General features: G+C 41.0%; 13 protein-coding genes. 11 read left to right on the forward strand and 2 right to left on the reverse strand.

Going from position 1 to position 12,235, the window contains the following annotated elements; all coding sequences use genetic code 11:
• Positions 1-463: 463 nt before the first annotated feature.
• Complete coding sequence (gene trhO / locus PQ461_RS18480) at positions 464-1,420, reverse strand: oxygen-dependent tRNA uridine(34) hydroxylase TrhO (RefSeq protein ID WP_274207015.1); 957 nt, start codon at positions 1,418-1,420, stop codon at positions 464-466.
• A 93-nt stretch (positions 1,421-1,513) separates the two neighbouring features.
• Entirely contained in the window at positions 1,514-3,979 is a 2,466-nt protein-coding gene (locus PQ461_RS18485; protein ID WP_274207016.1) for a DUF5686 family protein, read from the reverse strand.
• A 129-nt stretch (positions 3,980-4,108) separates the two neighbouring features.
• Between PQ461_RS18485 and kbl the strand changes: the two genes are divergently transcribed.
• The 11 genes from kbl to PQ461_RS18540 all read left to right on the forward strand — a co-directional run bounded on the left by kbl (position 4,109) and on the right by PQ461_RS18540 (position 11,993).
• Positions 4,109-5,299, forward strand: a complete 1,191-nt coding sequence (gene kbl, locus PQ461_RS18490) for a glycine C-acetyltransferase (protein WP_274207017.1) — start codon at positions 4,109-4,111, stop codon at positions 5,297-5,299.
• Positions 5,300-5,341: 42 nt separating this feature from the next.
• A complete protein-coding gene (locus tag PQ461_RS18495; protein WP_274207018.1) occupies positions 5,342-5,623 on the forward strand; it encodes a DUF6364 family protein in 282 nt (93 codons plus the stop codon).
• The gene (locus PQ461_RS18500) at positions 5,613-6,032 is read left to right on the forward strand and encodes a PIN domain-containing protein (protein WP_274207019.1); all 420 of its coding nucleotides are present in this window, start codon (positions 5,613-5,615) and stop codon (positions 6,030-6,032) included. The genes PQ461_RS18495 and PQ461_RS18500 overlap by 11 nt, the downstream gene beginning before the upstream one ends.
• Complete coding sequence (gene pheS / locus PQ461_RS18505; protein ID WP_274207020.1) at positions 6,032-7,066, forward strand: phenylalanine--tRNA ligase subunit alpha; 1,035 nt, start codon at positions 6,032-6,034, stop codon at positions 7,064-7,066. Before PQ461_RS18500 ends, pheS begins: the two co-directional genes overlap by 1 nt.
• Positions 7,063-7,485, forward strand: coding sequence for a Rieske (2Fe-2S) protein (locus PQ461_RS18510; protein WP_274207021.1), 423 nt, complete (start codon positions 7,063-7,065; stop codon positions 7,483-7,485). The genes pheS and PQ461_RS18510 overlap by 4 nt, the downstream gene beginning before the upstream one ends.
• Positions 7,486-7,488: 3 nt before the next feature.
• The gene (locus tag PQ461_RS18515) at positions 7,489-8,070 is read left to right on the forward strand and encodes a TetR/AcrR family transcriptional regulator (RefSeq protein ID WP_274207022.1); all 582 of its coding nucleotides are present in this window, start codon (positions 7,489-7,491) and stop codon (positions 8,068-8,070) included.
• Between the two features lie 65 nt (positions 8,071-8,135).
• Positions 8,136-8,765 (forward strand): hypothetical protein, encoded by a 630-nt coding sequence (locus PQ461_RS18520; protein ID WP_274207023.1) that lies wholly within the window; start codon positions 8,136-8,138, stop codon positions 8,763-8,765.
• Positions 8,749-9,054, forward strand: coding sequence for a winged helix-turn-helix domain-containing protein (locus tag PQ461_RS18525; protein ID WP_274207024.1), 306 nt, complete (start codon positions 8,749-8,751; stop codon positions 9,052-9,054). Before PQ461_RS18520 ends, PQ461_RS18525 begins: the two co-directional genes overlap by 17 nt.
• Positions 9,055-9,105: 51 nt before the next feature.
• Positions 9,106-10,455, forward strand: coding sequence for a cell envelope integrity protein CreD (creD, locus tag PQ461_RS18530; protein WP_274207025.1), 1,350 nt, complete (start codon positions 9,106-9,108; stop codon positions 10,453-10,455).
• A 161-nt stretch (positions 10,456-10,616) separates the two neighbouring features.
• Entirely contained in the window at positions 10,617-11,261 is a 645-nt protein-coding gene (locus tag PQ461_RS18535) for an outer membrane beta-barrel protein (protein ID WP_274207026.1), read from the forward strand.
• Positions 11,262-11,282: 21 nt separating this feature from the next.
• Positions 11,283-11,993 carry a hypothetical protein gene (locus PQ461_RS18540; protein ID WP_274207027.1) on the forward strand — a complete coding sequence of 237 codons (711 nt, stop codon included), beginning with the start codon at positions 11,283-11,285 and terminating at the stop codon, positions 11,991-11,993.
• The last annotated feature ends 242 nt before the right edge of the window (positions 11,994-12,235 follow it).

The raw sequence follows: 12,235 nt of genomic DNA on the forward strand, positions 1-12,235 counted from the left end.
TAAAATTTACGGATTTTACCTTAAACAAGTACTATATGTATGATATACTGCGATTTATACTGATTTGTTTTAAGCATAATTTTTTAGATAAAAGCATTTACCTATGGGTTAAAAAAATCAGGCATACTAAGACTTAAAAGAAAATAATCGCTTGCAGAGACTATACATACCTTAAAATGTCGCCTCAGCGCAGGCGATAATTGCAGGCTACACGAGGAAACATAAAAATGCTGTCCATAAACAACATTATGCCTGTAGTGCATTAATATAAGCTATTTTTAAATGTGACATCGGGCTTGTTGTGGCAGGCACAGGTAGTGCTAAATTATGAACGGCGGTACTTTCTTTTTGGAGAAAAAAAGAAAGTACATGACTTATATTAATTTCATCGAGATATGAGATGCTGAAACGAGTTCAGCATGACAATAACAAACAAAAAAAGCCCTTTTTGAAGGGCTTCATATTATTCTGCTAATTGAACTTTCGCTTTTTTAGGTGCAACTGGCTGCGGCACTTTTACATAGTAGCCAGTTCCATCATATACCCTTTTGCGCGGATGTTCTTTGCAGGCATCGCTGCAACAACCTTCCATTTGCCAGCCGCATTCGTCACACTGAGTGAAATGCTCGTTACACTCGGGATTAGCACAATTGATCATTTTCTCGGTTTTTTTGCCACAGTTAAAACAAGTGGAAACAGTAACCGGATTCACACTGTTAACATCTACCGCCAAACGGTTATCAAACACATAGCACTTGCCTTCAAAATCTTCTCCTCCTGCTTCCTTGCCGTATTTAATGATGCCACCATGCAATTGGTAAACGTTTTCAAAACCTTCGTGCAATAGCAAAGCCGAAGCCTTTTCGCATTTGATACCGCCTGTACAGTACGTCAGGATTTTTTTATCCTTATACTTAGCCAACTCATTAATCTTTGAAGGGAAATCGCGGAAGTTTTCTATATCAAGGGTTACGGCATTTTTAAATCGGCCTAAAGAATGCTCGTAGTTAGAACGCACATCAAGTATCACCACATCCTCATCATCTTTCATGGCCAGAAACTCCTGTGGTTCCAGGTGCTTGCCGGTTTTAACCTGCGGGTTAATCATCTGAGGGTCGCGTAAGCCCGAATGCACAATTTCGCTTTTGTAACGCACATGCATTTTTACAAACGAAGGCTCGTCTACATTATCGATCTTGAACTCCGTTTTGGCAAAGCGCTCATCGGCATGTACGGCATCCATATAGGCTTTACATGCCTCAGGCGTGCCAGATACAGTTCCGTTAAGGCCTTCATCGGCAACAATGATTCGACCGGTTAAGCCAAGGCTTTTACAAAATTTAAGATGGTCTGCGGCAAATTGCTCCGCATCTGCTATTGTTGAATAACAATAGTACAAAAGGGTTTGGTACTTCTTCATAAAATCATCGATGCTGCTGCAAACAGCGTTAAATGAGCTACAAAGATACAAAATTTCCCTTTTAGTAAAATAACTGTTAAGCTATGTAAGGCACTATTTTATACCATAAAATATCCTGAAGGCATTGATCAGCTTATGTGAATCATTAAAGGCAAAGCCATAATCAACACGGAAGAAGAAACGCTTTACGCCTACATAAAACTCCGAATAATTACGATGATATTGCTGCTCGGTCAAATAATTACCGCCGATAATTTCTTCAAGTTTAAGCTTTCTCAACAGCGGAATGTTGCCAAATAATGAGCCGGTGAAATTATGCTCATAGTGTGCTTCTAAAAATGCCTTGCTGGTGCTGTAATCATAAAAAGGCAGGAAGTGGAAGCTGCCTATGGTTGGATCAAACACAGTACCCTGGTTGCCCTGGAAATGGTTGTAATCCATAAAGTACAGTGATTTCCTGTTGAAGAATGCACCACCTGTTACTTTAAACGCCGAATAGCCCATGGTACCCAATGATACGTGGTCATCAAAAATATCTACCGAACCAAAATCATAATTTACATCAGAACCAAAGGCATTGATCCCTTTACGGTAATTTACACGGATTTTAGGATACTTCGATGGTTCGAGATACCTGCCATCCGGACGTGTGGTGTACCGCTGGTCAAATGTAAACGTCAGTGATGTACGTAAACTCAACGCCTGGTTTTGCGGAAATAATGAATTTGGTGTTTCGGGCGCATCAGGCGTTAAAGGATTATTTGATGTATAATGCTTGTTTTTATCGTCAAATATGTGATTGAACGAAGTATTGTAAAGCTGCTCACGGTCTGCGTATGACAACTGTGCATAAAGCAAGATGCCGTTGGCCAGTTCGCGCTGATAACCTACCAGACCAAATTTAGAGCGGTAATATTTTACGAAGTTGTTTTCGCTAAGCAAACTGCTTAAGGTGTTAAAGAAAAGCGAACGCGTACCGACGTTGCTTAAATCAAGCACATCAGTACCAAAGGTTCCATACCAATAGCCTTGTTTAAGCGGGTTGTAGCTGTAAGTAATATGCACATTGGCATTAAACATTTTATTACCGAAGCCATAGCGCACCGCCGGTGTAACCGTAAGCGATTGATTATTGGCATAAAAATGAGTAAATGCAGTTTTTAAGTTTAAACCCCAACCTTCAACCGTATTGTAAAACAGGGTTTGATTGAATGGATATACATAATAGCTCCTTGCGTTATGCCTGTCGGTATGGCCATAGCCAAAAACAAGATAAGGCAACGGCAAAAATTTATTCTTAGCATTTTCTAACGAATCCTGATATTCAACCGATTGCCTAATGACGTTTATACTATCTTTACGATGATAATCCCTTGCTTCCTGTGCTGTAAGTGGCACAGGCCGCGTAACGTCCCAATAGCTGTTATCTTTTTTATTGGCAGCAGTATCTATCCGCATTACCTCACCGGTAAAGAAGTGCTCAGGAAATTGCGGGTTGATCTTGTAGTTATTATAAATAGCCGCGTAATAACCATCAAATTTAAAGCCCAGTACATTGCCGTTAAAGGTATATTGTACTGATACCGGCAGCCATTTATTATCTTCAATAGGAATATACTGCTGGCTGATGCTCAGTGTATCAACCAGGTTAAGGTTGTCCTGTTTGGTAAGTTTCAGGTCAACGCTGTATAAACGCCATTCGCCATCAATAATATAAATGTATCCCCTGTAAACCGGGTCATGTTCACGGCGCGGAATCACTTCGATTTTGTCAATAGTACGTCCATTTTCAACCGATACACCCGCCAGTTTATAATGGTAATAGCGCATGGCATTATCAGCTATAGGCGAAATAAACTCACGCGCACTTAAACCCTCTATCTCAAATAAGTTGTTGTAAAAATTAACCTGCAGGTCTGATGCCTTGTTGTAGCTGAATGCCGTATTTTGACCTGCAATGCGCGAGGCAATCATTACCTCTTTTACTTTATCGGGCCTTTGAAAATTAAATTCAGACAGAGATTCTGACTGGTATAATATGCCTTTTCTGCTGGTATCCAATTCCAATGCACGGGCTACATCGCGCCCCATTAGCTTTTTAGGCGCACTTATTAGTTTTTGTACACCCTTTACGTATACCGCACAGGAATAACCTTTTACCTCTTCCAGGTAAAATTTGCGTTTGGCAATTACCTGCTTCATGATCGTATCGGCAGGTCCGCGCTTACGGGATACCACATTTACCTGTTTCGGCTTAAACACCTCGGGTTCAAGCTGTACGTTTACCTCAGTGTTTTGGCTTTTAATGGTTACCTTCTCTATGTGTTCTACATAGCCAACAAAGCGGTAAATAACATCATAAGTACCCGGTGAAAGTTTAAACTGATAAAAACCCTCTTCATTGGCTGTACTGCCGTAAGTAGAGTTACGGATATAAACAGATGTAAAGCCAATAGGATTACCTTGCTTATCGGTGGTTTTTCCAGACAGCGTATAGGTTTGGGCATATCCCCATACCGATATCAGCAACAATGTTAAAAAGAGTAATGATTTCTTCATGCAATACTGATAATAGGTTTAAAGCGTGAAAATGTTTTAGTTAAGTGTCAAATATTTAATACAGCGGTACTTTATACTTTTTAAAGGGCTTGTAATTGCTTATTTTTGACATCTTACAATAATTAAGCGATGTACGATACACTGAAACCTGTACTGCAGCAAGAACTTGCACAAATAGAAGAAGCCGGGCTTTACAAACGCGAACGGATCATCATTTCACCACAGGGAGCCGATATCGAGGTTCAGGGTGGCAAAGAAGTGATTAACTTTTGCGCCAATAACTACCTGGGCTTATCATCGAACCCCAAAGTGATTGAGGCTGCTAAGGAAGCCATTGACTCGCATGGGTACGGATTATCATCAGTGCGTTTTATTTGCGGCACGCAGGATATCCACAAAGAGCTGGAGAAAAAGCTGGCAGAGTTTCTGGGTACAGAAGATACCATTTTGTATGCAGCTGCTTTTGATGCTAACGGCGGTGTATTTGAACCATTGTTTAATGAGCAGGATGCTATTATCTCTGACGAGTTAAACCACGCTTCTATTATTGATGGTGTACGTTTATGCAAAGCACAACGCCATCGTTATAAACATGATGATATGGCTGACCTGGAAGAAAAGCTGAAAGCTACACAGGATCTTCGTCACCGTATTATTGTAACCGACGGCGCATTCTCAATGGATGGTACCATTGCACAATTAGATAAAATTTGCGACTTAGCTGATAAATACAAAGCATTGGTCATGATCGACGAAAGCCACTGCTCTGGCTTTATGGGCAAAACAGGCCGCGGTACACATGAGCACCACAACGTGATGGGCCGTATCGATATCATCACCGGTACTTTAGGTAAAGCATTAGGTGGTGCATCTGGTGGTTTTACATCGGGCCGTAAAGAAATTATTGATATGCTGCGCCAGCGTTCGCGCCCATATTTATTTTCAAACACTTTGGCACCTTCAATTGCAGGTGCCTCCATCAAAGTACTGGATATGCTGAGCGAAACTACCGACCTGCGCGATAAGCTGGAGCGTAATACGCAGTATTTCCGTGAGAAAATGACCGCAGCAGGTTTCGATATAAAACCGGGCGTGCACCCTATTGTGCCGGTTATGCTTTATGATGCTAAACTTGCACAGCAGTTTGCCGCTAAAATGCTTGAAGAAGGGATTTATGTGATCGGTTTTTATTACCCGGTTGTTCCGCAAGGCAAAGCACGTATCCGCGTACAGATCTCAGCAGCGCATGATACCGAACATTTAGACAAAGCAATTGCAGCCTTTACTAAAGTGGGCAAAGAGCTGGGCGTAATTAAATAATACGTATGCTTTAATTATATTTGTACGTATAGTTAAAAGATCATGGCAACATCGAAACTGACATTAAGTATAGAAACTGATACCATAGAGCAAGCCAAGCAATATGCAAAAAAGCAGCATACCAGCTTGTCGAAACTAATTCAGGGATATTTACAAAGTGTTGCCAGGGATAACAAAAAAGGTACTGATCCGCTGCTTAACAAAATTAAAGAAGCAGAAATTTCTGATACAGTAAAATCGCTTACAGGTATTATTAAAGTGCCTGACAATTTTGATACTGACAGCGCAAAGGATCAATACATGAAAGAGAAATATGGCTTATAAAAAATTGTTTATCGACAGCGATATCCTTTTGGATTTGCTGTTGGAACGAGAGCCATATGTTCATTTTACAAAGTACCTGCTATCTGAATACAGTAAGTATGGTTTGGTGCTTACAACGTCGGCATTGGTTATGGCAAATATTAATTATGTAATAACCGGCAGGATTGGAAAAGCACAGGCGAAAAAGAGTTTAAGTGCTTTACTCGAAATATTGGATGTGCTGCCTTTTGAAGCAGAGGCTTTTAAATCAGCCTTAGATAGCAAGTTTGGTGACATTGAAGATGGCATACAACACTTTATAGCACTTAAAAACAACTGTGATGTTATTATCACAAGAAATTTGAAAGATTATAAGCACTCGGCATTACCGGTTTTAACGGCCGAGCAACTTTTAAAGACGATAATATAATGCAACAACAAATAGATCAATACACCGCAGAGATTAATGCTTTTAGCCCGGCAAATGCCGACGAGCTTGAAGCATTCCGCATAAAGTATTTAGGCACCAAAGGATTGATCAAAGATTTATTTGAGCAGTTTAAAAGTGTAGGACCCGAAGAAAAGCGCACTTATGGTAAGGTGCTTAACCAGTTTAAGCAAATGGCCGAAGCTAAGTACACTGAACTTAAAGAGCAATTTGACTCGCAAACGGTAAGCACAAAATCAGACATTGATCTAACCTTGCCTGGCAGCGGGCTTGAAGTTGGTTCACGCCATCCGCTTTCTTTAGTACAAAGCGAGATCGTCGATATCTTTAAACGCCTGGGCTTCGTAGTAGCCGAAGGCCCAGAGATTGAAGATGACTGGCATAACTTCTCGGCGCTTAACTTCCCGGACGAGCACCCTGCCCGCGATATGCAGGATACCTTCTTTATTAAGAAAAACACAGGTAAGGATGACATTGCCCTGCGTACGCATACCTCATCGGTACAGGTGCGCATGATGGAGAATGGCAAACCACCGTTCCGTGCCATTATGCCAGGCCGTGTTTACCGTAACGAAGCTATTTCGGCACGTGCACATTGTTTCTTCCACCAGGTAGAGGGTTTATACGTTGACGAGAACGTTTCATTTGCCGACTTAAAGCAGACTTTATATCACTTTGTGCAGGAGCTTTACGGCGAAGGTACCAAGGTGCGTTTTCGCCCTTCGTACTTCCCGTTTACCGAGCCCTCAGCAGAGATGGATATTTCATGTACCATTTGTAAGGGCGCTGGCTGTAACATGTGTAAGCATACCGGCTGGGTAGAAATTTTAGGCTGCGGTATGGTTGACCCTAACGTTCTGGAAAACTGTGGCATCGACAGCGCTAAATACACAGGCTTTGCTTTTGGTATGGGTGTTGAGCGTATTGCCAACCTTAAATATGTGATCCGCGACTTGCGCTTGTTCTCAGAAAACGACGTACGCTTCCTGAAACAGTTTAAAACAGAAATGATATGAGGTTTAAGTTAGGTGTATTGCTGTTGATGATGGTGGGTTTGTTATCGTGCGGTAAAGGCGATACATCTGGCATACCTTATGTAGCTGTAAATTTTCAGGGCCAGTTATCTGACCCTAATCTCAGCAGACTGAACAGTATAGGTGGTTCGGTAGTAGTAAACGGATATGGCGTAGCAGGCTTGGTTATATTTCATAATCCAAGCGGCGGCTTTGCCGCTTATGACCGTTGCAGCAGTTATCAGCCTGAAAAAAAATGTGCCGTAAATATTGATCCAGACCTGTCATCGCAGGCGGTTGACCCTTGCAGTGGCTCGAAGTTTGCACTTACTGACGGCTCGCCTGTAAAGGGACCGGCCAGCAAGTCTTTAAGATCATATTATGTTCAGGTTGTGAATAATAGTATTATTGTGAATAATTAGTGAATGGAAGCTGATAAAATCAAAGAAAGTATAAAGCGCGCCGCTCAGGAACTTTTCCGCAAATTCGGCTACCATAAAACCAGCGTTAATGAGATTGCCAAACGTGCTAAAATAGCCAAGGCAACCATCTACAAATACTTTGAAAGCAAAGAGGAGATACTGCATGCACTGTTGATGGATTACATCCGCGTGAGTGTGGATGAACTGATTAACAGCGATAGCCATCAACTTGATGAAGAAGCACACCTAACCAACCTTATCCTTAAAACAAGCCGCCTCTCTTACACCGTTTGTAATGAATTTATCGGCTGGGATTTCATCCGCGAATCAACCAATTCACAGGAATTTCTAAAAAATCTTTCTAACGAACTCGAAGAACTACTGCTTAGCTCATTCACCAAATTAAGCGGCATGCGCAAAATGGAAAGCTATCACCAGCGCCTGCGTTTCCTGATCAAATGCAGTAAAAGCATTGTTTTTAGCTTTGCCTTTACATCGGTAAGCGATTCTGACGTCCGTAAAAACTTCGTTTCTTTCCAAAAGGAGATCCTACCCTACTTAGTTAAAGCAGCTATTGCTGTATAAAATTTATGTCGATATTTTGAAGTTTCACATTTAATTATTTACTTTGAATTACAAAGTACTTTAAAGTGGAAGAAAAACAATTAAGAGAAGATCTGCTGTCGATCCGTTCCATGATGGAACGCTCATCAAAGTTTTTATCGCTCAGCGGCTTATCGGGTATATTAGCCGGTGTTTACGCGCTTGCAGGTGCGGCGGCAACTTATATCATCTTACACAAGCCTGCCCCTGCTGATTTTATCAGCGGACTAATGACTGCCATAGATGATCTTAATAAGATCGTATTGATCGCAATAAGTGTTCTTATTGCATCAATCATTACAGGCGTTGCGCTTACGTATCGTAAGGCTCGAAAACAGTGCATACCCATGTGGGGTAAAACAAGTCGCAATTTGCTGTTTAATATGGCTGTACCACTTATTACCGGTGGCGTATTGGTGCTGGTGCTGCTTAACAAAGGCGAGCTTAGTTTGCTGCTGCCAACTACACTTATATTTTACGGCCTTGCACTGGTAAATGCGGGCAACTTTACTTATACCGATGTTAAGTACCTGGGCTTATGCGAGATAATTATTGGCCTGATAGGGGCATGTTTTCCGGGTTATGGATTAGTTTTGTGGGCTATTGGTTTTGGCATACTGCACATTGTTTATGGCAGTGTAATGTACTTTAAATACGACCGTGAAAATACCGTTTGAAAAACTCGACAAGGCCTTTGAAAACCGCATCAGGCTGCAAATAATGAGCGTATTGGCTGTTAACGACCGTTACGATTTTAACTCGTTGAAAGAGTTGCTTAACGTAACCGACGGCAACCTGGCATCGCACTTAAAAGGACTGGAAAAAGAAGAATATATCTCCACTATTAAATCATTTGTAGGGCGAAAACCTAATACCACTTATGAAGCAACAACTAAAGGGAAAAAAGCATTTAAAGATCACCTTAATGCCCTGGAACAATTAATTAATCAACAGAAATCAAACTAAATTTTTTTATACATATACTTTGAAATACAAAGTACTTTTAATTAAACAATCATGATAACAGAACAAGAACCAAAATCGACAATCGGCCGTATTATGGAATCGGTCACTCTTAAACTTATCTTCATTACCGGACTTGTACTGGTATTACTGATCCCATCATTCCTGGTACAAAACCTAATTCAGGAACGCGCCGGCCGCCAGCAGGAAATGGAAACCGATGTATCTGATAAATGGTCGGGGAAACAGCTGGTTGCCGGCCCTGTATTGGTAATGCCATACAAGCGCATTTATAAAGAAAACGAGGGTACAGCGAAAGAAGTAACCAAAACCAGTACAGAGTACTTATATGTATTGCCAGACGACTTGCACATCAGTTCGGGCTTAAACGTTGAAACCCTGCACCGCGGCATATTCAATACAACGGTTTATAATACCCGCATTGATATTAAAGGCAATTTCCCGAAAGCCGACCTGGAAAAGGCAGGTATCACAGCCGATCAGCTGATCCCTGAAAAAGCTATTGTTACATTTAATATATCAGATCTTAAAGGATTAAAAACTAATCCTGTAGTGAATTTAGCAGGCAAATCTTTTGCAGTTGAACCTGCACTGAATAATGCATCAGCATTTAATAACGGCTTGCAGGCATGGACAAATATCACTGGCCTAACCGATAAAGACCTCCCTTTCAATTTTACACTTGATTTAAAAGGCAGCCAGGAACTCAATTTTGTGCACCTTGGGAAAACTACTACAGTAGACGTGAAAAGCAACTGGGCCAGCCCAAGCTTTACCGGCCGCTACTTACCCGATAGCCGCAAAATTGACAAGAATGGCTTTACAGCCAAATGGCGTATGCTATACTACAACAGGCCGTTTCCGCAGCAATGGACCATGAATGATAGCCTTTTGAATAGCATGAGCAAGCACGAGGAAGCCATATTCGGTGTTAAGCTGCGCATACCTGTAGACCAGTACCAGCAAACTACACGCACAAGCAAATACGCTATACTCATCATCATCCTTACATTTATATCACTATTTTTAACAGAACTTATCGGCAAGCAAAAGGTACACGTATTTAATTACGCGCTTATTGGCGCAGCAATGATTATCTTCTATGTGTTGCTGCTTTCCTTTTCAGAACAGATCGGTTATATGTGGGCCTATCTTGTTGCATCTATAGCCACCATCGCGCTTATTTCGTTGTTTATATCATCATTACTGCACAACAAAAAAGCGGCGCTCCTATTCGCCTTCATCCTGTCCTTATTCTACACTTTTATTTACATCATTATTCAGTTGGAAGACCTTGCTTTACTGGTAGGCAGTGTATTATTATTCATCATTATAGCGGTATTAATGTACTTCTCCAGAAAGATTAACTGGGATAGATATTAAGATAGACATGGCACTACAGCAGCATAAAAAATACTGAAAAACTGGTATAGGATTGATAAATGTATGGTTTCTATCTTTGGCTTCCCCCTTTTTAAGCGACTATAGCACACGCTATTATAGCCAGTAAAATCTATTTATTTAATAATTCAATCCTATCTAAAATGAAAAAACGTTTAATTTTTATGCTGCTTCCCATGGCTATTGTTGTTAGTGCTTCAGCACAAACAAAGCCGAAAAACAAGGTGACGCCAAAGGCAAAAACTACGCAGAAAGCAACAACTTATTCAAAGCCTGCCAGTACAGAAAGATCAACCAGTGTAAGAGCATTCAGCAAAGGCGATAACCTGCTGAATATTGGCATTGGTATTGGCAGCCCTTTCTTTGGCTCAGGCTATTCATCCTCATTACCTGTAAATCCAAGTGTATCTTATGAAAAAGGCATTACTAATGAGATAAGTGTGGGCGGCCAGGTGGCATTTGCCAGCTCTAAATACAAGGTAAACTTTCCGGGTGGAAACTACAGCTTTAAAGAAAACGCCATTTATATAGGCGCCCGCGGTTCATACCACTTTAATGAATTGCTTGAGCTCGACCCAAAATTTGATATTTATGGAGGCGCAAGCTTAGGATATGTAATCGTAAACGTAAAAGATAATCAAGGCTATAGCGGCTCTACCGGCAGCGGTGTTGGCTTCGGCTTATTTGCCGGCGGCAAATATTATTTCGCAAATAACACAGCCGTATTTGCAGAATTAGGCTACCAAAGCCTTGCAGTACTAAATGTTGGCATTGCCTTTAAACTTTAATTTTTATCTGAAACTACCCATATGAAAACATCCCTAAAATTACCTGCATTCTTAATGCTTTTTGTGTTAGCGTTTGCAGCTTGTAAGAAAGACAAAAAAGACGACAACACGCCTACCGGTCCGCTTGGCCCAAATTATCCGCAGGCGCTAAATAATATTGTAACGCCTGCTATTATCGATAGCCTGAAGAAGAATGGCATGGTGATCAACAGCGGCCTAACACCGCCAAGCATTAACGGGATATATTTATTCAGCCCGGCTTATTGCACTTTTGACAATTCTGGCGATAACCGCAAAGGCTATATTTTTGATGATTACAAACTTCAGTTTCAAAATCAGAATAGCACCCAATACACTGTTAACCTGGCTTATAAAGATGTACAGTCTGGCGGGGATGCCGCTGCCGACAATAATGCGACTTATATAGCGGGGCAAAACAATTTGTTTACCGTGTTTGCGCAATCAAAAGGCGCAACCAAGGGCATCAACTATGTAACGCTTGATGTAATTAGCGGACAGGTAGATGCTGGTGCCATGAAAAACCTGATCTGGAGCCACTACCTGGTATCAAAAGATGCTGATCCCCTTAACATGATTATACCTGTCGGCTCAACACGAATCTTTACAGATAAAGATGGATCGTCAGATTCACAAACCACCTTTAGTGTATTGCCTAAACCAATTCAAACAGCAATTAAGTCTATGCCTATATCGGGCAGTTTTAATAAGTAGTCTGTGTTACGTAAAGCCGCCTTTTTCAGGCGGCTTTATTTTGTTAAAATATTCACTATACCAATTTGGTTTTCGGTATAAATTTTATTATGTTAGCATAGTAAAATTTACCACCTATGAGCCGCGAATTATCCGATTTTTCAATCCTGATCGATGAGGTATTCGATCTGGAAGATGTTGAAGGAACAGATTTCTGGAAATTCATCATCAACTTGTTTGCATAACCGCTTACAGCCGTTATG

The organism is Mucilaginibacter sp. KACC 22063, assembly GCF_028736115.1.
GTDB lineage: Bacteria > Bacteroidota > Bacteroidia > Sphingobacteriales > Sphingobacteriaceae > Mucilaginibacter.